Raw genomic sequence first — 20428 nt, 5'->3', positions numbered from 1 at the left:
TAGTTAGTGATATTGTGTCAGCGAACGAATGTTTTAAGCCATGATTCTGCAGTTTCCGGTTCAGCGTGGCTGAAGCAGTTCGAAAACGACGACGTTCGGCGCTTTAGTTCCCGAAAAATTCGTTCGACGACGTTGCGATTTCCGTGGCGACACATTTGAAATCGGAGCCCAGCTCGTTGCAGCGCGGTTTGGAGGTGTTGAGCACCATCGACGTGAAAGACAACGTTTTCGATATCGTGTTTTTGTCGCAGTTCTCGGAGGAAGATCTCGGTGAGAGATGTCGTAGTCGTTGAAAAGAGCCGGACGTGGAGCAGTTCGTTTGTTTGGGGGTCTGCGGCGGCGTATAGCCAGAACTGCTGGTCGTTGATCCGAATTACTGTCTCGTCAAGCGCAATCTGATTCGGTGATTGGCCAGATTCGGGCTGTAGATCGGCTTTCTAGACCCAATCGTGGATCGCTTTGCGACTCCGATCGACACCCAGGTCTGCGAGTGATTCGACGGTATTCGACAATGACAGCCCCGCAACGTGCGATTGAATACCAACTTCCATCGCTGGCTCGGGTGTCCGCTCACGCTCCACAAACTCCAAATCGATCCACTCCCTATGTCCGCTGAGGCGGGATTTCTGGCATAGGCACTAAGGAACCACACCGCTCACCTTTCACGCTTAACTAAACACGATCTTTCATCGATCCCTCACGATGAACTCTCCTATCGACAGCACAGCGATCCGTTCTGACAAAAAACGTTCCCGAGTAATGGCGTCATCGTTGCAAGAATGTCAAGTGCCATCTCGTAGGACTTCTCAAGGAAAATCCGCATCCCGTGGAGGGAAATCATCGCGTATTCTGCGCATCTGCCGCCACCTTCCGGAGCGGCAGGTTCGCCAGCATCGTCGGAATAACTTTTTGCGAGCGACACTAACTCCTCGCCGAAGCGGGTAGTGACGTTCATGCCAATCGCCACTACCCCGCTTCAACTCCTTTGGTCTACTGCGGCACCTCGACGCCGTCTAGTGATTCAATGCAGCCCAATGGACACACGTCTATATCTCGCCGAACCGGGCGAGACGGAGACGCTCGAAGCATCGCTCACGCGGTGGAAGGAAGACCTGTGCTGACTCCTCGTCCATCGTTGACGGCTTCGTAATTCGCCAGCGAAATTGATGTTACGATCTATCGGGATGAGCGAAAGAGTATAGTAGACCATCGGATCCGCGATTGTGTGGCCTCATCGCGCTTTTCCGCGAAACGAACTCGGACTGTAAGACGGAAACAATTCGCGAGCGAGTGTACAGACGATTACTCGTCGAGTTCAGCGAACGACCGAATAGGCATAGCGATCCTGTTGACGGTCTTAATCGGGAGCACGTATATGGATTTTCGGCGATAACGACATCTTCGTCCAAGAACCTCGGATGGAAAGGTCGATCTAAATCTCGGTCAAAATACGAGAAAGCAATTCATTCTCTAAATCTGTGGGTCCCCATTGATTCTGCGGAAGTTGAGACTAGAACTCTCAATGTATGGAGCCGATTGCTGGATTTGCAGAATCAGTAGATCTATTGGCACATGTCCGTTGGTGTTCACTAATCCATGTAATAAGCAGTTCAAATGTTTAGTTTATTTCTCTCCTGTTGTCGATTCACCGGTTGCGAGTGCTTAAGCCGATTCCTATGTAATTATTCCCTATGCAACTCGGAATTGGTCAGTTCACCTGTCAACAGCGACCGGACGATGACCGACCGATGAACAAAATATATGATGAAATGCTCGAACTTGGCTGCATCATCGACGATGCGGGCCTCGACAGCGCATGGGTGTCCGAGTACCACTTTTCTAACGATGGGTATATGCCGGGGATAATACCTGCACTGAGCGCGCTAGCAGCGGTCACCAACGACATTGAACTCGGGCCGTGTATCGCACTGGCCCCACTGTATAACCCGATTCGACTCGCGGAGGACATCGCGACGATCGACCTGATCGCGGGCGGGCGGACGACACTTGGCTTTGGGATCGGTTCAAATATCGATTTGCTCAACGCGTTCGGAATCGCAGAGAATGAACGAGTCGATCGACTGACGGACACCATCGATGTGATTCGGGGTGCATGGTCGGAGGGGCCACTCAATTATGAGTCGAATTTTCACGAGACACCGGCCGATATCGACGTGACGCCTAAACCGGCACACGATGTGCCGATCATGTTCGGTGGCGTTGCAAAGCCAGCCGTTCGGCGTGCCGCCCGTATCGGGGATGGCTGGTGTGCGCCCCAGGGTCTCCCGCTCGAAGCCATTCGCAAGCGTGTCGCGGACATCGAAACCGTTCGGGAAAATGAGGGGATCGACAGCGATTTTCAGGTCTATTTGGTCTTGGATGGGTTTGTCGGGGACTCCCACGAGCTAGCGTGGGAAACAATGCGTGAGGGTTATTTCTATACCACACGTCGATACGCAGAAATCGACTCGGGCGAGCCTGTCGACGAACTATCCACTGAGCAAAAGCGGGATCTAAAAGAACAAGCGATATTCGGCACGGCCGAGCAAGTCGTTAACGAACTTCAGACGTACCGCGACGCCCTCGGCGATGATGTCCACATCATATTTCGATCGTACCATCCAAACATAGGCACGGAGGAGATGGCTAGCTGTATCCGTCGACTCGGCGACGAGGTTCGACCTGAGCTGGTCAGGGCATAGCGAAACAGCATGTCCCAGTATCTCACAAACCGAGTAATCGAACCATCCGCTTGCTGATGGTATAGACGCTCTATACCTGATGTAGTCTCATCTTCCAACCCCTCGATGGAAGTTGAGACTAGAACTCTCAATGTATGGAGCCGATTGCTGGAGTTGCAGAATCAGTAGATCTATTGGTACATGTCCGTTGGTGTTCACTAATCCATGTAATAAGCAGTTCGAATGTTTAGTTTATTTCTCTCCTGTTGTCGATTCACCGGTTGCGTGTGCTTAAGCCGATTCCTATGTAACTCCCTGTACAACTTAGTTATCATTTTCCCATTACCACTATCTACTTCATCCCAACTGTTTTTGGTCGGTCGGTCGGATGAGCATCTCGTTGACGCTGACGTGCTGTGGCTGGGTGACGGCGTAGGCGACCCCGCGAGCGATGTCCTCGCTCTGAAGGGCGGTCATGCCGCTGAACACGTATTCCTCCAGTTGCTCTTTGACCCCTTCGTCCGGGATGTGGTCCTTGAGTTCGGTCTCGACCACACCAGGTTCGATGATCGTGGTTCGGATTCCCTCAGCGGTGACCTCCTGACGGAGGGCCTCCGTGAACGCATTGACACCGAACTTCGTGGCGTTATAGCCCGAGGAATTCGCGGTCGCCTGTCGGCCGGAAGTCGAGGAAATGTTGACGATGTGGCCCGTCGCCTGGTCTTGCATCACCGGCAGAACGGCGTGAGTGAGATTCATCAATCCGAGGAGGTTAACCTCCACCATCTGCCGGAAGTTCGCGCGGTCGGCGCGCGCGACGGGTTCGAGCAACATCACGCCCGCGTTGTTCACAAGCACGTCGATCGAACCAAACTCGTTGAGAGTGGTCTCGACGAGCGAATCGATGTCGTCCTCGCTCGTGACGTCCGTCGGAACGGCGAGCGCTTCGCCGCCGTCAGATTCGATATCATTGGCGAGCGCTTCGAGTTCGTCCACACGGCGAGCCGCGAGCACGATGTTCGCACCGCGTTGGGCGAGCGCGCTCGCCGTCGCCTCCCCGATCCCCGAGGATGCACCCGTGACAATCGCTACCTGTCCGTCAAGCTCTGAACCGAGTTCTGCAGACATCAATCACGGTTACGGCGCCGGCAGTGATAAGCATGATACTATCCATAGAGCATCTTTGAGCAGAAGTTGAGACTAATGCTCTTAATGCATGGCCCTCCTATTCGAAGCTTGCAGTTAGCGATTTATCAGTAGGTGGTGCTTTGTAGAAATCCAAACGCCGAACCTGTGTTGCATTGGTCAGAAGATTCTATATCGCATAATATGATTTATCCCCAATCCTAGTTAGCGTGAGATGCCCGGTATCTGTCTCCTCATGGGTTGTATCTTCGATATCATGGATTGAGAAGATACACTGCACATTAGACCAATAATGTGCGGTGGATTTAGGTAGGCCGCTGCCCTCGGGGAAGCCAAGTCGATGACAGATCGCGATTCCGGGAGTTCACGACGAGAAACGCCGCTCGAGGCGGCAACAGCCGAATTCATCGCCGAGCGCGACGGCAACTACGCGCAGAATCTCGAGTACGTCCTCGAGAAGTGGACTAACTGGTGTGCCGACCGGGATATACGGACACTCGATGACGTGACACCGCTGACGATGCGCCACTATGCGTCGTTTCTCAAGCGGCGCTCGAAGCTCGCTGGCGGAGACGGAATTAGCGCGTCGACGGCCCGGACGTACTACAACTACGTTTCAGCGCTATTAACGTGGGCCGTCGAGGTCGAATACCTCCATGAAAACCCGGCCGAAAAGCGGAGAGCAAAGAAACCGCTGCCGACTGCACGGACCAACAGCGGCGAGCAGCAGTTCTGGCAGCCCGAACAACGGCACGCGATCACCAACTACGTCGACGAGCGTGCCCGCGAGGCGATCGACGAGCAAGGGACCGACGCCTTCGAAGCGATTCGCAACCGAACGCTGATTACCGTTCTCGCCTACACCGGCGTTCGGGGGTCGGAGGTCCTTGCCGACTATCGCGACGAGCGACGGAACGGGTTACGGTGGGGCGACGTCGATCTCGAAAACGGCGTCATCACGGTCCTCGGCAAGAGTCAAAACCCGAACGAGGAAGTCGGGCTTACGGGCCAGACAATCGAACCGTTACAGCGACTGCGGACACTCCTTGACTCGCCCGCGAACTCGTGGCCGGTATTCCCCTCTCGACACCCGCCATCGTTGTACGAGAACATCCGTGCTGCGGGATACGACGTTCCAGATGGCGATCCCTGGGAGTTCATGCTCGAAAACGGTATCGAACCGCCCTCGATGAGCACATCCGGAGCGCGGACGGTGCTGAAACGGCTTTCTAGCGAGGCACCCATCCCCGATCTGGATACGGAAAACGGCGAGTATCTCACCCTCCACGGTGCACGCCGTGGCGTCGGTGAGGCGCTTTTCAGAGAGCACGGCGCACAGCGCGCCCAACGAACGCTCCGACACGCCGATCCGAAGACGACCTCACAGATGTACTCCCACATCGAAGCGAGTGAACTCGGGGAAGCCAATACGGCGGTGTTCGACGACGAATCCGGTTCACACTGATATTGGCAGCAGCGACGGTAGACAGTATCGATTGGCGACACGCAGTGGACATCAAAACCACAAGCCGGCGGCGATGGTTACATATCAACCTTCTGTTTGAACCCGGTAGCGACCGTCGTTCCAACCACATGAGCGGGGAATCCGACACTCACAACAGTATCGAACCACCCGAGCTTACCGCCGATTCGATCCATCACATCGACGATCCACGGTTTACCAGCGAGAACGTGGCGATCGTGACTGGCGCAGCGTCGGGGATCGGTCGTGCGACGGCGCTCGTCTTGGCGGCCAATGGCGTGACGACGATCGCAACCGATGTTGACGAGGGTGGTCTCCACGAGACGGCCGAGAAAGCAGACGGCCTCGCAGTCGAGGGTGACCTCGAGACGGTCGCCTGTGATCTGACTGACGACACCGAGATCGAGGCGCTCGTCGAGACGGCCGACGATGCGGGACAGCTTCGGTACGTCGCGAATATAGCTGGTATACAGCACATCTCGCCGATCGCGTCGTTCCCGATGGAGAAGTTCGACTCGCTCTACCAGGTGATGCTCCGCGCGCCGATGTATCTCACGAAACTGGCGCTTCCACACATCCGCGAGGCCGAAGATGGCGTCGGTGCCATCGCCAATATGGCATCCGTCCACGGTCACTACGTGACCCGCGATAAGGTCGCATATAATACGATGAAATTCGGTCTTCGAGGGCTTACCAGGTCGACTGCGGCCGAAGGTGACGGAGATATCCGCGCGTTCACGGTCAGCACGGGCTACGTCAAGACACCGCTCGTACTGGATCAGATTTCGGATACGGCCGAAGAACGCGGGATTACCGAGCGAGAGGTCGTCGAGGACGTGATGCTCGGACAGGCGCGGGCCGCCGAGATGATGGAACCGGTCGAGGCGGGCAACCTGTTCGCTTTCGGGCTCTCACGCCACGGCAAACACCTTAACGGCGGTGACTTGCTCTGGGACGGCGGCTTCGTGAACACGTACGAGTGATGCACACATGGACTATACAACTCGGCTATCACGGTGCGAAGTGGAACGGGAGAATCGAAGCTGCGGGTCGACCGTTGAGGGGGCAAGCGCATGTTAGACAGCGAGTTCAACGTGGAGGGAGTAACCTCGGAACTGATGCTCGCAAGCGGCGTTCTATGGACTGCCGTGCTCGGACTCGGGCTGGCCGGCTATTGGTTCGTCGCCCTGCTGGTCTCGGTGTTTCTCTTTCATCCGTGGTTCATCATCGGCGCGAGTTCAAACGGGACGATTTCGACGAAGTTGCTCGTCTATCCTCTCGGAATATGGACTGTCCTCCAGCTATCGGCGTTCGTCCTGACCGAGTACTACTCGAACGCGTTCGCAGGCGGCTCACCGGCGTTTCTGGTCACCGGCATGCATCCGTCCTTCGCCGCCGTCTACTGGCTCTACTGGGTCGGTGGGTTCATGACGATCACCCTCGGCTACGGGATTTACTTTCGCAAGCACTTCCTGCCGGAAGGGGAGTGGGACCGGTTCCTCGAGGAAGTCGAGCGGGTGAACGCGGAGAGCGAGCGACGGGAAGCCGACGAGGCTGTGGAGGTGCGTAATCGATGATCGATTTGCTCGTCCCTGGCTTCGTCGCGTTGTTTATCCTCTCGGTGTTCGCCGTCGGTCTCTACAGCAAGCGCCTGATCGACTCCTCCGACGAGTTCTATGGCGCGACGAAGATGTTCGGTGCGGCGGTCATTACTTTGGCGAGTATGTCCGGGGTTATGAGCGCCTTCGGATTTATCGGCGGTCCGGGGCTCGTCTACCAGATGGGGACGTCCTCGCTGTGGATGACCTTCGCCAGCGGCCTCGGGTTCGCAATGGCTTACTGGATCGTCGGGAAGCGCGTCCGCGGGATGGCCGATATCGCCGACATCGGCACGCTCGGAGACATCGCCGACGAGCGATTCAACAGCGGCGCGATCCGCGGGATACTCGCATTGATTCTCTTTATCGCGTGTTGGGCGTACCTCGCCTCGCAAGTTGCTGGCGGCGGCTACGTCCTCTCGGTGATCCTCGGTATCCCGATGGAGACCGCCGTCTGGCTCGTGTTCGGCCTGATTATCGTCTACGTCGCCGTCGGTGGTATGGCGTCGGCCCAGCTTGCGGGCGCGTACACGGGCGCGGTGATGCTCGTGGGCGTCGTCGGCGTCGTCGTCGGGTTCTTCCAGATCGCCGGCGGGATGGAAAACACGACGATGACTGTCGTCGAGGCCGGCGAACTCACCGGCGCAGATGTGACGAAGGCGTTTGCTCCCCAGATGCTCGACGGCTGGGGGCTCGCCGAAGAGTCTGCACCTGGCCTGCTGTTAATCTGGCCAGTCGTCTTCAGTATCGGCGTCATGGGACAGCCACAGGTCCTCCAGCGAATGTTCTCGATTGACGATCCGAAAGGACTCCGAACCGTCGGCCTCGTCAGCGGTGTCACCTATGCTGTGGGGAGCATCCTCTGGTTGCTCATCGGCTTCGTTGCGCTCTACCTGGTTGCGTCCGGAAGCGTCGAACCGCTCGCAGACCCCGACATGGCCGCCTTCGAGTTCGTCGATCGGTTGCACATCGTCTTACAGATGGTCATTTACGCGGGGCTGGTCGCTGCGATCATGTCCACCGCGGCATTTTTCCTCTCGGTCGCCTCCGGCGCGATCGCCCGCGATTTCGTGCGGGCGATGGGCTGGGAGGTTTCCGAACAGCGGGAAACGTGGTTGGGACGAGCGGCGGTCCTCGTCGTCGGCGTCGGTTCGGTTATCTTCGGCCTGTACGGCGGCCACCTTGTCGCGATCCTCGGAACATTCGGCTGGGGCACGTTCGTTAGCGGGACAATTCCTGCTGTGGTCGTCGGGCTGCTCTGGAAAGGCGCGAGTAGAGAGGGAGTCACTGCTGGACTTGCCGCGTCGCTCTTCCTCAACGTCACGCTGCTGGCTGCGACACAGCTTGGGTACGCGTTTCCGATCGGGATGGACTTTTACTTCATCGCGATCTCCGTTTCGATCGCCGTGACGATCTTCGTCTCGTCTCTGACCGAAGGGGCCAGCGGTGAGAACGTCCCAGAACACGTCAAACCGATCTTCAAACTCTAACGGAGGTGAAAGATATGGAACTCTGGCTCGTTGGCTTCGTCGCGATGATGGTGATCAACCTGGTCGTTCTCTTCTTGAAAATATAGGCGGGCCCCGCTGACTCCTGCATGAAGAGTTCGATGGGAACGATCCGATCACTCCTCGGAGCATCTACGGGTTTCTACCGCTCCTGAGCGGTCGACACGTCTCCCCTAATCCCATCGTTCGTCCTCTAACTCCATCTGGGCTTCGACGTCGTTCATCACGCGAACAACTCGTCGGAGAACCTTTCGCTGGCTCCGGCGAAGGTTCTTCGAGGCACCCATCTTCGAGATGTCGAACTCCGCAGCAACGTCGTCTAGGGTCGCTCCCCGCGGCGTCGAAAAATAGCCCTTCTCGACCGCGGCCTCGAGCGTATCGCGCTCCCTGTCCGTCAGATTCTGGAGCGCCCGAAGCATCGAACCGATGGATTCGACGTTCTGAAGGATATCGAAGAAGTCATCGATATGGATCGAATCGTTCCCCTTGATCGTGAACTCGTTCGACGCATCGAGTTCTGAGAGCGCGTCTTCTGCTGACTTCGATCTATCGAAGCCGACGTTCCAGATTTCACTGCCGTTTCGAATCACGAACGGGCCGGTCACGTAACCGGCGTTCTCACGGATCGTTTGCATGGCGTCAGTTTCACCGATCCGCGAGCGGACGAGCGCCGTATTCTGTTTCCGAGACAGGAGTTCGTACCCCCGAAGCATCTCGTAGCCGTTGAGCGTCTCGAGTGCGCCGTGTAACTCTTCCGGGCTCTCCCCGACCACGAGCAACCGTGTCTCGAGCGTCCGATCCGCCTGGTTGAAATCCCAGTGTTGGGTGTGAAAGGCGACATCGTGTTCTCGAGTGGTCCGAATGTACGGACAATCGTACTGGACCATGTCAAGCTTTAGCGCATTCATCTTGCAGAACTCTTGTATTCCAGTCGTATAGCGTTTTGTGAACTGTCCGACCTACTCGCTCGATTGCGCTCGCGAGCAGTACTTGTCGGTGGCCGATTCGACCGGGCGGACGTACGAGTTAGGTTAATCAATCGGGCTAATTGATCAGGCTAACTAATCAACGTACTCTACAGTTTTTCAACGGAGTTGCCATACAGGCAACGAACGGATGGATTCGTCGCAACCGTCTGATTTTGGTTTTCGATCATCCTGGCTCCGGATCCAAGGAGGACGGAGCTATGTGGAGCTCCAGCTCGTCGAGCAGTCTAGTGGTGATCAACTGCCGAACGACGCTCGTCCGCGGCTTCCCGTGCCTGTTCGAGTGCGCTCTCGACGCCGTCGGTCACGCAGGTGAACGAGGGACCATCGTCCTTTTCCAGCGGCGGGCGAGCGTGGTGCGTGCGGACGAAGACTGGTGCCCGAAACGGCGGTTTTTGCCCCAGTGTCTCTCGAACGGGTGGTCTCCCCACGGCCCGTCGTCGGCACCGGACTCCACAGCCTAATCAAGAACTACAGCCGACGGAAGGCGCATCTCCGTGGTGAGATCCGTTTTCCTCCGCCTCCGTCATCGAAGGATACCGCCACTTGGAACTGCTCAGGGCCACCTGGCGAGACGTGCGTGTACGCCAGACGCCCAGGCCGCTCAACTTCGTTATAGACAGCCCGATTTAGGAACGGTTCGCCTTCGAGATCCGCCATCTCGAATCGCCGGACACCATCCGGTCGCACGTCCATCTCTTCGGTCGTGGCCGTGACGTCGGCCCCCACCCACTGGTCGACCTGCTCAGAATCAGTCCACGCGTCGAACACGCGCTCTCGTGATGCGTCGAACGTCCGCCGGATGCTGAGGATCGCGTCCGTCGTTTCGGTACGTTTCATCTGTCGTGTTGGGTCTCATCGTTCGTCCGTCTCCAGGTGGTCGGCCAGCGCGTCGAATCGATCCTCCCAGAAGACGCGGTAACGGGTCAGCCAGCCGAACGCCTCGCCAAGCGGAGCGGCGTCTAGGTGACACCGCCGAACTCGTCCGTCCTTCTCCCCCGTGACGAGGCCCGCATCCTCGAGAACCTGCAGGTGTTTGGATACCGCGGCCAGCGAGACGTCGTGGGGCTCTGCGAGTTCCGAGACGCTCTTTGGCCCCTCGGCGAGTTCCTCGATGAGCGCGCGTCGCGTTGGGTGCGACAGCGCTTGGAAGATCGCGTCGAGGTCCTGATCGTCCGACTGTTGATCAACCATCTGGTTGAACGTTAGGGGCGCATATATTTAGCCACATCGTCGGATAAAGCGCCTACTTTGGTCCGCGGTTCCGGTGGCTGATTCGGCGGTCGTGCTGTCTCTCCGTTACACGTCGAAGGAGGCTAGTCGATGCAGCCTCCGACTCGGTCAGTCATTGCTCGGGTACACGTGGCCAGCAACCGGACTATCGAACTGATCTCTCTTCAGTCGGCTGGCGGTCTCGGAACCCCTCCCAGTTCCTGTCCGCCCTGACGAGCAGATACGCGACGATGATTACGACGGCCAACACACCGTCGGCGATAGCCGTGCCCGTGGCGTCCGGAGCATCGCTGGCGAAGGTAAACAGGTACGTTGCCGTCACAGCCTTGTGGAAGATTGCCAGTTCCCAGATGCCAGGGTACAGTCGCGGTCGAACTGCAAGTAACAGAAAGATTCCGGCGAAGACGAGAAGACCAAAGAGCCGCCAGCTCTCGGCGATTACCGCCTCGGGACCGGCTGTTCGGACAGCCGTAATAGAGGTCCCGAACGCATATACCGCACCGAGGGCGGCGAGAAGCAAGAGACTGCTTGCCGTCCACCGCCGCCACACCCTCACATCGTTCGAGTCATTCCTCTGAGACATGGATCGTGAATGAATTCGACGGCAAGGAAGAGATACTTCCGGAACGAATTTGATAGATCAGATGGCGAGTCACAACGGAAACAAGTTGAATATTATTAAAACATAGATACTTCTTCATGTTGTTCTCCGAGGCGCTTGGGGCACCGCCGATGCGTTCATTGGAGGGCTTAACACGGACATCTCCTATATAATGCATCTGGTGTCGGCTATCGTCGTCCCCATCCGTGATGAGGGAAGTCACCAAATTTTTGACCTATTAACTTCTTTGATGATAGTGAGAGCCTCGAGTCGGTCTACTAGAGGTGCTGAACCATCGAATTGGTCCCATTGTGCCTCTTCCGTCACCCGTGTAGGATTCTCCTTCTGTGTCGTTGTGAGCGATCCTACTTTGCCGTTATCGTGTGACAGTGTGAGCCAACTGACGGTGCTACTGGAGCCACACTTCGACTCCTGCTCAGTAACGCGGTGGGCCTTCGGTTATCACGTCGGTGGAAAGTCGATGACACCAAGCTGTTGCAAGAGACTGAGATTATCCGGCAAGAACCATCGTTCAGCGATCACCCCGTCCTCTATGCGGGCAAAAAACATCTGCTGAACCTCGATCTCCGTTCCGGTTGGTCCGATCCCTCCAAGCTCACCCGTGTGTGTCCCACGACTCGTGATACGCACTGCGACTAGATCTCCTTCCGCAACGATATTCTCGACGGTCTGCGAGACATCGGGGAACGCGGTGAGAAAACTGTTATAGGACTCTCGAATCGCCGGTCGGCCCCGGTGAGTTCCCATCGCATTGCGTTCGACAGCGTCTTCGGCATACAGTTCGTCGAGCAGATCGAGATCACCCTCCGCAAAGATCTCTTCGGGAATGCGGCGGACAAGTTGCTTATTCGCCTCTAATTGGGCGGTTGGTGGTGAGTCCGTCATTGATACTGTTCCTCGTCGGTGTCAGTGCAGGTATCGGTCTGTGAGTTCACTGCAACCACGTCTGGTACTATGCGAGCGATAATCGTGTGCCTTCACAGGAACAAGTTTCTGCCTTTATATACCTCGGGAGCCGACTCTCCGCTGAGATGCCCAAAATTCAGGTGAAACTCGACGGGACAGCGGTGGACGGTTGGCTGGCAACGATCTCGAGCGAGTTCCCCGATGCCGAGTTCAGATTGCTGGCGACCCAGCTACGGGACGACGGTGCGTTCGTTATTCTCGAAGTACTGACGCCCAAGGGAGATGAACTCGTTCGGCGATTCGAGAACACACCCGAAGTAGACGCAGTTGATGTCTACCATACCGATGAGCGGATGGTGTTGCTCCAGTTTCAGACCTCAGCAACGAAATCGTATGATCCGCTCCGCAAGTCGAAGAATATCTCAATTTACCCAACGATCCTGCGCAATGGATGGTTTTCCGTCGAACTAGCGGCCTCACACGAACGGCTATCGAAGTATACCGACGAGTTAGCAGCGGCTGGCATTCCGTACGAGATTGTGTCGCTCGTCCAATCACACGCTGTAAGTGAGATACTCACGGATCGCCAATGGGAGTTCATTACCGAGGCAGTCGAGCGGGGGTTCTACGAGACTCCTCGGAACTGTACGCTCGCCGAGTTGGGGGACGTTCTTGACATCCACAAATCCGCGGTAAGTCGGTTGCGCCACCGAGCCGAGAGTCGGGTTATCAAGAATTTTGTCGCAGAAGCAGCACAATAGGAGACAGATAGCGACTAAGTACCTGCTCTTCAGTTAGTGAAGTTTCGGACTATTTCGTTGAATTGCTCCGGGTTCTCCCAGAACAGCATATGGCCAGCGTCGTCGAAGAACACAGTTTCAGCATTGGGTATTTGGTCGCCGACGTACGCGCTCTCTTCCGGAGGCGTTGCTCGGCTATCTCTGCCGACGAACACCAGCGTCGGGATTTCGATCTCGGAAAGGAATGTCCGCCAATCAAGATTGAGAATATCCCGCATGAGTTCGATTTTCGCCGTCTTCGAGCAGTTCACCATCTCGTCCACAAACCCTGATTCTCCGAGCGTTAGGGAATCGTACCGACCGGCCATCCGGCTGAAGACGTCTTCTTCGGCGTATTCGATGTCCTTCGCAAGTTTCGTGAACGCTTCGACATCGAAGCACCGCTGTTGGTCCCAGTCCTGCGGGACGAGATTTTCTTTTGGGGATTGATCGATACAGACCAGTTTCGAAATGCGATCACTGCCGAATAGTTCCAGATGCGACCACAGTACGACTGCTCCCATTGACCATCCGACTGCGGTAACATCAGTGAGATCCAGGTGATCTACTAATTCTTTGAGATCCATCGCAAGTCGTGAGATGCGATAACCGTGTCCGGGTCTCTCCGATTCGCCGTGGCCCCGATGATCGAATGCGACTACTTGGTAGTCTTCAGCGAGGTCGGGAATGTTTTTCTCGAAGAATCGTAACGTGCTGGACCAGGCAGTGACGAATACGAGCGGTGGTCCCTCACCCTGTGTTTCGTAGTACAGTCCGACACCATCGTTGGTGGTAAGAGTCGCCATCAATACGGACTTCGATCCGAATCGGCATGATTTCACACAGAAACTCGGTGCTATGTTTAAAAGCTCCGTGTTAGATATTCACGTGCGTCTCTCACAAACACCTGAGTCCAACTCACTGTCGTCTTCAACTTTGGAAGACCACTCACCGTTAATCTTGATAGCAATTTCACCAATAGTGACCCGCGACGGTGAAACGTCCTCAGAACGCGGAGTGTTCCGATGAACCGCACGAGAGCACTGCTCTTCTAGACACCGGCAGGCCAGCGTCGCTATCAGCCAGCCGCCATACCTAATTACAAACGTCTCTGTTTAAATAATATTTCTCAGATATATTTTAGCGTGAAACACACGCACACTACAGATGCGAACGTATCGATGAGCGTTCCGTCCGGTTACGTCTTTAATCCATGCCCCGTGAGTGGCATAACCACGTCTGCATCTGGCTCAAGCGTTCCACGCTCTCGATACGCCGCAAGTGCCGCAGGCGCAATCGCTGATGTCGGTTCTATGTAGAATCCGTGCTCGTGGAGTCGATCTAACTCCGTTTGCACCGCATCTTCCGTAATCGCAATCGCATCACCGTCGGTCTCAGCAATCGCATCCAGAAGTTGTTGTTTTCGCGTTGGCTCCCGGATCTGAATGCCATCTGCGACATCGTTCTCGCTCTCGGGGACTACGTTGAGTTCGCTCGCAATCGGGGCATATCCTGTGGCTTGCGCGCCGAGCAGACGTGGTACCGTATCGATCCACCCTGCTTCGGACAACGCCTTGAATCCACGGTACACGCCCAGGAACAGCGTTCCATGGCCGAGTGGCATCACGATCGCGTCAGGGACGTTCCAGTCACGCTGGAGTGCGACTTCGTATGCGAACGTCGCCGTCCCAGCAAAGAACGCTGGACTCCACGAGTGACTCGCGTACCATGCATCGCCCGATTCGACAGCCTCGATGCATGCATTAGTCACGGCTTGGCGTCCACCTTCGATTCGAACAGGCGTTGCACCGGCCCGTTCGATTGCTTGGAGTTTCGCGTCTTTCACCGATGCTGGAACGTAGATCTCCGCGTCGAGTCCAGCGTGAGCCGCATAGGTCGCGATGGCAGCCCCAGCATTCCCCGATGAATCTTCGACGACTCGATCTGCGCCACACTGGATTGCATGGCTGATCGTCGTGGTTGCACCTCGATCTTTGAAGCTGCCCGTCGGGGAGATGTATTCGAGTTTGTACTCGGCATCCCACGTTGTTGACGAGACAAGCGGCGTCATCCCTTCACCTAAAGAGGGGCCTTTCTCGACGGGGAGGAACATATCGAACGACCAGAGTCCGTCTCGCGTATCGAACTGACCGGGATCTGGCCGGTCGGACGCCGGAAGTGGTTGATGAGTGAAGTCAAGGACGCCGCCACACTCACACCGCCACTGATCGGTATAGGTCCGCCCACACGAAGAACAGACAAGCTCGAGAGTATCCATACGCTCCCTTGGTTACGTATCATGAAATGAACTTTGGTGACGGCAACGTAGCTATCACTGCGCGACGGTAGGTGAGTGCTCTGTACTTCCGCTCAAAATTTGTTAGCCGCTGCTGATTTCAACAGAGCCTTACAAACCACTCCGTGAGAGCGTTCAACGCCTGATTCAGCGAGAATAGCTGTTGCCTCGCGGAGTGAACAACTGGTCCGCTTCTCCTCCTACGACTCTTCTACGAGAAATAGACGGTATCTCAGTAGGACACAGATTCATACACGAGCGCTAGTAGTACCATCAGAACAGCAGTTCCGACAACCGCCCCGACAGGACCCGCCCCGAGATACTCGGCGGCGGTGACCCCAAGTACGAGGGAAATACTTCCCAACACCCATGCTACCCGTGATGGAAGGCGCTTTGTTGCAGTAGTCGTGCTCATATCGCCGATCTCATGTCCTACGCACAACAGTTTTGTGCACGGCGTTCGCTCCGGCAGACACCCGACGTGATGATTGAACGAGCGCAGTTCACTCGGACGTTTCCGAAAACGTAACGGCCAGCGGAGAGTTGGAGGTGGGTCAATAGACCAGAACGTGGAACTGCTGCTTCTGTGCACACGGTTGTAAAGTCCAGTATGCTGGTGATCTCGAAGCTCACCTTCTCGACGGTGCTGTATACTCGTGATAGATACCAGAGTACTCCGATAACGGACACTGCGTGACACAGGCGGTGGCGAGCAACGTGGTCGGTCCCGTCCAGTTCTCGATCGTTCTCCGTTCAGTTTGCGCGGCTTCCAACGGTTTTCGAGAAGTTAGCTCATCACCGCTCGATTGAACCGATAGTAGCCAATACCGAGTGGAATCACGATCCATGCGACAACGATCACCCAGGCGAACCACGTCTCGAGGAAGAACGGGACATCGCCTGCGAGTCGGTCGGCCGTGGAGACGGTTTCCACGCCGGCAATGTCGACGAGCGTCCCCGAAAGTATCCCGAGTGGTTCCCAGATCCCGAGGCGTTCGACTAGGACGTACCACGCCGGTAGATCCGTCGAGCCGGGTAACTCGCGCTCAAGGAGCCAGTAAATTGCCATCGGGACCGCCCACCAGAGCAAATCGAAGATCAGGTAGATCCCGAGTACGCCGCCGACGGCTTTCGCTCGTGTGTTGACGCTAGCGGAGACGGCGACGGCAACCGAGACGTACACCAGTCCGATGACGAGTGCGAACACCAGCAAGCCGATGTAGTCGGTCACGGCAAAGCCGTCGTAGAGGGCGAGGATCACGACCGCACCCACGAGAAAGCCGATCACTGTTGGCACCGCGACGACAGTGGCACGGCCGAGCACCTTCCCGACGACGACGTCGCGTCGAGAGTTCGGCAGTCCGAGGAGAAATCGAATACTTCCGGATTCGCGCTCTCCAACGATCGCTCGATACCCGACGACCAATCCGATGAGCGAGACCATCATGGTCATCCATGTAAACATGAAGCTCATCCCCTCGTCGAATCCCGGAGCAGGCCCCTCGCCGGGAATATACAACAGTTGAGGAATCGTAGAAATGCCTGCGACGACTAAAATCATGAGGGCCGACAGAACCCAGAGTAACTTCGACCGAAGCGCGTCCGCAAAGTCCTTCCGGGCGACGTGTATCCAGCTCATTGGTCCGCCTCTCTGATCAGTTGAGTGGTATTGGCGGCGTTCTCTTCTGCATGCCGTGAAGTCGGACGCTCGCCGGTAGTGAGCGTCGCGAAGAGATCCTCGAGTGAGGAATCATCAATCCGGATGTCCTCGATGGTCACACCGCTTGCTCCGACCGCCTCGATAACAGGTGCCTTCCGGCTGGCGTCGGCCACGACGACCGACACGTCGTTTCCATCGACGTTGACGTCGGTGACGCCGTTCATCGTTTCTAAGGCGGGAACAATATCGTCTGCAACGGTATCGAGCGTGAACACGAGTCGAGAATCAGCGTCGAATCTGTCTTTGAGCGAGTCGATGGCGTCCTCGGCGATTAGGCGCCCGTCACGCATAATGCCGACACGGTCACAGATCGCCTCTACTTGCTCCATGATGTGACTCGAGAAGAAGACGGTCGTCCCACGTTCGTTCTCCTCACGGATGATCGCGCGCATCTCCCTGGCTCCGTTCGGATCGAGACCGGACGAGGGTTCGTCCAGAATAAGGAGATCCGGATTTCCGGCCAGCGCCATCGCCAGCGCGAGACGTTGCTTCATCCCGGTTGAAAAGCCGCCGGCGGTCCGGTCAGCTACGTCCGCGAGTTCGACACGCGCTAGAAGGTCGTCCGGATCGTCGTTCGCGCCTTTCGTCTCGATAGCGAAGCGAACGTGCTTTCGCGCGGTCAGACGACCGTATACCCCGAAATCCTCCGGAAGGACGCCGATTGATTGGCGAACGGCCACCGATTCGTACTCGAGATCGTAGCCGAGCACTGTTCCCGATCCCGACGACGGTGGGGTAAACCCGAGGAGCATATTGATTGTCGTCGACTTTCCGGCCCCATTCGGTCCGAGAAATCCGTAGATCTCTCCTTTCTGGACCGTGAGATCCAGTGACTCAACGGCGTTCACATCGCCAAACCGCCGACTAAGCGAATTCGTTTTAATGGTATCCATACCACACCCATATTTTCCGACCGGTAAATAGCTTGCTAGTGTTCAGGGTATCATAGAACAGTTCCCATATCCTCTCTGTGACTACCCGGCAAACGGCCAGTACAGGGAACCGATATAACGCAATGGGTTGTGATCTGCTGAGATTTTTCTACGGATAGAGAATATCCGAGTGCGACGGACACGGTGAAAACGTAATCGGCCAGGCGAGGATTCCGGTCTGTTGCTCAGCGATCTCGTCCTACTTTTCTCGACCCGGGACCCTTACTCAGACGGGTCATTCGCGCTGGTCGATTCGTCGACGCCGGCTTTTCGGCGCAGCCACTCGAGGCCGAGCGCCCCGCCAAAAAGTCCGGTACCGGTCGTGAAGCCGGGCACGTTGTCGTCAGTGTCGTTCTCGGTGTCCGTTTCGTTTCCAGCGTCCTCCATGCCGTCGTTCCCGTTCCCGATATCGCTGTTATCGTCATCGGCGGACTCTCCGTCGTTGCCGTCGTCCGTATCGTCGTTCTCGCCGTCCTGCTGGTCGTCTTCCTCGTCGGAACCATCCTGCTTGTCGTTTTCTCTATCCACGTCGTCGTTCTCGTCACTCTCATCGGATCCATCTCCCTCGTCGTTGCCGTCGTCCGTATCGTCGTTCTCGTCACCCTCGTCGGGCTGGTCGTCCTCGCCGCTTTCGTCTCGAAGCGCCACGAGTTCGCCGTCGTGGTCGACGTAGATCGTCTCGCCGCTGATCGCACGAATCGATCCGACCGGCATATCATCCTTCGAGAGCACCCACTTCTCGGACCCGTCATACTTGTCCAGGGCGACGAGGACCTCATCGTAGTTCCGCTCCTCGGAATTGAGCGTGTCCTGAGTGAGATACGCGTACACAGTTTTTCCGCTGATGACGGGTTGCCCGTAGGTGTACGTAACGTCGAGATCCCAATTGTATTCGTCGCCGCGGATCGAACCGCCGGAGTACCCCTGGTTGGTGGCGCTGCCGACATGGATCTCCTCGCCGAACGCTATTTCACTCATCCCGTCGCCTATGGCTATAGACTCGCCAGTTTGGGCATCGTACAACGGCCACCCCACCTCGGCACCGGCGTCGTAACCGACCGCTGCCGACGTTGCGTAGATGGTATTGACACGGGGGCCAATGTAGGTTCCTTCCTGCCAGACTTCGGTACCTGTCTCGGGTTCGAGAGCGATCGGACCGGCACCCGTGACGCTGTAGATCACGCCGTTTGCCGCGGCAGGCGGCGTCACGAACTCGTACTCGTCCTCCTCGTTACCGAACGGCGCAGCGGTGATCGACTCCTTTTCCCACCGAACCGAGCCGTCGTCGGCCTCGAGTGCGTACAGCGTGCCGTCGGCGACGGCGTACACGCCCCCGTAGGCGACCGTCTGCCAGACGATCTCCTCCTCGGGATCGAACTCGGTTTCCCAGCGAACGCTCCCATCGGACCGGTCGAGTGCGACGACCTCGGTCCCGCTGAGATAGACGCTTTCGCCGGCGACCGACGGCGTTTCCGCATCAATATCCGTATTCTCCCAACGGACGGTGCCGTCCGTCGCATCGAGGGCGACGACGCCATCGTCGGTCGACGTATAGACCGTCTCGTCGGCGACGGCAACAGTACCCGCGCCCGCGCCCTCCACGGACCACGCGGCCTCGAGTTCACCGCCGCTGAACTCGTGGCCGTCCGCGATGTATCTGGCGTGACCGGGGTCGCCTCGGTGTGACGGCCAGTCCTCGTTCGGTCCCGGCTCGCGATCCGGATCCGGAAGTTCGTCGACGTCAGCCTCAGAGGCTCCAGCCCCCACCGAAGCGAGTCCGGTCCCGACCGACAGCGCTGCTCCAGTCGCTAGCACAGAACGTCTTTTCCACATAACTACACGAGTACGCACAAATACCAGTCATAACACTATCGAGTGATTAACGCGGCTTCTTCGCTATGCAACTATTTGAAACAATAGCAGTCAGAGCTCTATCTGGCAGTTAATACGACTTTTTAGCCGCCCAAGTGTTTCGAGCCTTCCTGCGGTCTGAACTCTCACACCGGTTTTCAGTACGATCTCCACCATCCGATTCCCACACGCGGGTAACGAATGACCGCTTCTCGCCGCGGACTATCTTGAGAGACTGCGGTACTGCTAGGGAACTCACATGCCACTAGATCTCTGGGTTTATCTCACCGAAAGTCCAAAGACAGCACGTGTTTGACGAAGAAGACGACCAAATAGATTCGAATAAGATGGCTCTGGGGATTGCGTTCGGACCGCTACTAGGAGCCGCTCTTGGACTCGCACTGGGTGATATCACGATAGGGATTCCATTTGGTATGGTTCTCGGTATCTTTCTCGGTGTGGTGTGGGGCCTAACGTAGTGAACTACCACGCGCGAACTTGAACAGCCGTTGTACTCGCAGGCCTACTCAGCGGCCGGTACACCATAAAAGAGAGTGAGATCAACACTGCAGGAAGACGTCTATGACACCCACGATGTCGGCTAGCCGGAACCGGTACGATCACAATAGCTACTCGGTTGTTGCCGTGAGTTATACCGTCAAACGAGTAGCAAACCCACGTGGACAG

General features: G+C 56.8%; 20 protein-coding genes and 1 pseudogene. 7 read left to right on the top strand and 14 right to left on the bottom strand.

From position 1 onward, the window contains the following. Nucleotides 1-17: 17 nt before the first annotated feature. Together SM755_RS19585 and SM755_RS19580 are read right to left on the bottom strand one after the other, a co-directional pair. Nucleotides 18-596: pseudogene (locus SM755_RS19585) on the bottom strand (IS6 family transposase). Between the two features lie 116 nt (nucleotides 597-712). Continuing rightward, nucleotides 713-955, bottom strand: coding sequence for a hypothetical protein (locus SM755_RS19580; RefSeq protein ID WP_323174131.1), 243 nt, complete (start codon nucleotides 953-955; stop codon nucleotides 713-715). A gap of 736 nt (nucleotides 956-1691) precedes the next feature. On the opposite strand from SM755_RS19580, the gene SM755_RS19575 reads away from it, so the two are divergent. Then, nucleotides 1692-2702, top strand: coding sequence for an LLM class flavin-dependent oxidoreductase (locus SM755_RS19575; protein ID WP_323174130.1), 1011 nt, complete (start codon nucleotides 1692-1694; stop codon nucleotides 2700-2702). A 336-nt stretch (nucleotides 2703-3038) separates the two neighbouring features. Here the strand turns inward: SM755_RS19575 and SM755_RS19570 are convergent, their stop codons facing one another. Next, nucleotides 3039-3809 carry an SDR family NAD(P)-dependent oxidoreductase gene (locus SM755_RS19570; protein ID WP_323174129.1) on the bottom strand — a complete coding sequence of 257 codons (771 nt, stop codon included), beginning with the start codon at nucleotides 3807-3809 and terminating at the stop codon, nucleotides 3039-3041. A gap of 358 nt (nucleotides 3810-4167) precedes the next feature. Between SM755_RS19570 and SM755_RS19565 the strand changes: the two genes are divergently transcribed. The 4 genes from SM755_RS19565 to SM755_RS19550 all read left to right on the top strand — a co-directional run bounded on the left by SM755_RS19565 (nucleotide 4168) and on the right by SM755_RS19550 (nucleotide 8398). After that, nucleotides 4168-5292, top strand: coding sequence for a site-specific integrase (locus SM755_RS19565; protein ID WP_323174128.1), 1125 nt, complete (start codon nucleotides 4168-4170; stop codon nucleotides 5290-5292). A 128-nt stretch (nucleotides 5293-5420) separates the two neighbouring features. Continuing rightward, the gene (locus SM755_RS19560) at nucleotides 5421-6293 is read left to right on the top strand and encodes an SDR family NAD(P)-dependent oxidoreductase (protein ID WP_323174127.1); all 873 of its coding nucleotides are present in this window, start codon (nucleotides 5421-5423) and stop codon (nucleotides 6291-6293) included. Between the two features lie 90 nt (nucleotides 6294-6383). Beyond that, a complete protein-coding gene (locus SM755_RS19555; protein ID WP_323174126.1) occupies nucleotides 6384-6887 on the top strand; it encodes a hypothetical protein in 504 nt (167 codons plus the stop codon). After that, a complete protein-coding gene (locus tag SM755_RS19550) occupies nucleotides 6884-8398 on the top strand; it encodes a sodium:proline symporter (protein WP_323174125.1) in 1515 nt (504 codons plus the stop codon). The genes SM755_RS19555 and SM755_RS19550 overlap by 4 nt, the downstream gene beginning before the upstream one ends. A gap of 191 nt (nucleotides 8399-8589) precedes the next feature. Here SM755_RS19550 and SM755_RS19545 read toward each other — a convergent pair whose 3' ends face one another. The 6 genes from SM755_RS19545 to SM755_RS19520 form a co-directional block, all read right to left on the bottom strand. Continuing rightward, the gene (locus SM755_RS19545; protein WP_323174124.1) at nucleotides 8590-9303 is read right to left on the bottom strand and encodes a helix-turn-helix domain-containing protein; all 714 of its coding nucleotides are present in this window, start codon (nucleotides 9301-9303) and stop codon (nucleotides 8590-8592) included. 326 nt (nucleotides 9304-9629) lie between these two features. Beyond that, the gene (locus SM755_RS19540; protein WP_323174123.1) at nucleotides 9630-9833 is read right to left on the bottom strand and encodes a hypothetical protein; all 204 of its coding nucleotides are present in this window, start codon (nucleotides 9831-9833) and stop codon (nucleotides 9630-9632) included. A 40-nt stretch (nucleotides 9834-9873) separates the two neighbouring features. Beyond that, nucleotides 9874-10242, bottom strand: coding sequence for an SRPBCC domain-containing protein (locus SM755_RS19535; RefSeq protein ID WP_323174122.1), 369 nt, complete (start codon nucleotides 10240-10242; stop codon nucleotides 9874-9876). A 15-nt stretch (nucleotides 10243-10257) separates the two neighbouring features. After that, nucleotides 10258-10596: a metalloregulator ArsR/SmtB family transcription factor gene (locus SM755_RS19530; RefSeq protein WP_323174121.1), complete on the bottom strand. Its 339-nt coding sequence runs from the start codon at nucleotides 10594-10596 to the stop codon at nucleotides 10258-10260. A 184-nt stretch (nucleotides 10597-10780) separates the two neighbouring features. Next, a complete protein-coding gene (locus tag SM755_RS19525) occupies nucleotides 10781-11218 on the bottom strand; it encodes a hypothetical protein (RefSeq protein WP_323174120.1) in 438 nt (145 codons plus the stop codon). 480 nt (nucleotides 11219-11698) lie between these two features. Further along, nucleotides 11699-12142 carry an ester cyclase gene (locus SM755_RS19520; RefSeq protein WP_323174119.1) on the bottom strand — a complete coding sequence of 148 codons (444 nt, stop codon included), beginning with the start codon at nucleotides 12140-12142 and terminating at the stop codon, nucleotides 11699-11701. A gap of 146 nt (nucleotides 12143-12288) precedes the next feature. Here SM755_RS19520 and SM755_RS19515 point away from each other — a divergent pair, with 146 nt between their 5' ends. Then, nucleotides 12289-12924: a helix-turn-helix domain-containing protein gene (locus SM755_RS19515; protein WP_323174118.1), complete on the top strand. Its 636-nt coding sequence runs from the start codon at nucleotides 12289-12291 to the stop codon at nucleotides 12922-12924. A 29-nt stretch (nucleotides 12925-12953) separates the two neighbouring features. On the opposite strand, the gene SM755_RS19510 is transcribed toward SM755_RS19515, so the two are convergent. The 5 genes from SM755_RS19510 to SM755_RS19490 form a co-directional block, all read right to left on the bottom strand. Beyond that, nucleotides 12954-13748: an alpha/beta hydrolase gene (locus tag SM755_RS19510; RefSeq protein ID WP_323174117.1), complete on the bottom strand. Its 795-nt coding sequence runs from the start codon at nucleotides 13746-13748 to the stop codon at nucleotides 12954-12956. Between the two features lie 392 nt (nucleotides 13749-14140). Then, nucleotides 14141-15220: a pyridoxal-phosphate dependent enzyme gene (locus tag SM755_RS19505; protein WP_323174116.1), complete on the bottom strand. Its 1080-nt coding sequence runs from the start codon at nucleotides 15218-15220 to the stop codon at nucleotides 14141-14143. A gap of 805 nt (nucleotides 15221-16025) precedes the next feature. Beyond that, nucleotides 16026-16877 (bottom strand): ABC transporter permease subunit, encoded by an 852-nt coding sequence (locus tag SM755_RS19500; protein WP_323174115.1) that lies wholly within the window; start codon nucleotides 16875-16877, stop codon nucleotides 16026-16028. Next, nucleotides 16874-17851: an ABC transporter ATP-binding protein gene (locus SM755_RS19495; RefSeq protein ID WP_323174114.1), complete on the bottom strand. Its 978-nt coding sequence runs from the start codon at nucleotides 17849-17851 to the stop codon at nucleotides 16874-16876. The genes SM755_RS19500 and SM755_RS19495 overlap by 4 nt, the downstream gene beginning before the upstream one ends. Nucleotides 17852-18112: 261 nt before the next feature. Further along, nucleotides 18113-19723: a PQQ-binding-like beta-propeller repeat protein gene (locus tag SM755_RS19490; RefSeq protein ID WP_323174113.1), complete on the bottom strand. Its 1611-nt coding sequence runs from the start codon at nucleotides 19721-19723 to the stop codon at nucleotides 18113-18115. Between the two features lie 326 nt (nucleotides 19724-20049). Here SM755_RS19490 and SM755_RS19485 point away from each other — a divergent pair, with 326 nt between their 5' ends. Then, nucleotides 20050-20220: a hypothetical protein gene (locus SM755_RS19485; RefSeq protein ID WP_006666894.1), complete on the top strand. Its 171-nt coding sequence runs from the start codon at nucleotides 20050-20052 to the stop codon at nucleotides 20218-20220. The last annotated feature ends 208 nt before the right edge of the window (nucleotides 20221-20428 follow it).

The organism is Natrialba sp. PRR66, from assembly GCF_034808065.1.
GTDB classification, from domain to species: domain Archaea; phylum Halobacteriota; class Halobacteria; order Halobacteriales; family Natrialbaceae; genus Natrialba; species Natrialba aegyptia.
Note: the sequence above shows the minus strand (reverse complement) of the source record. Positions and strands in the feature narration are given on the sequence as shown.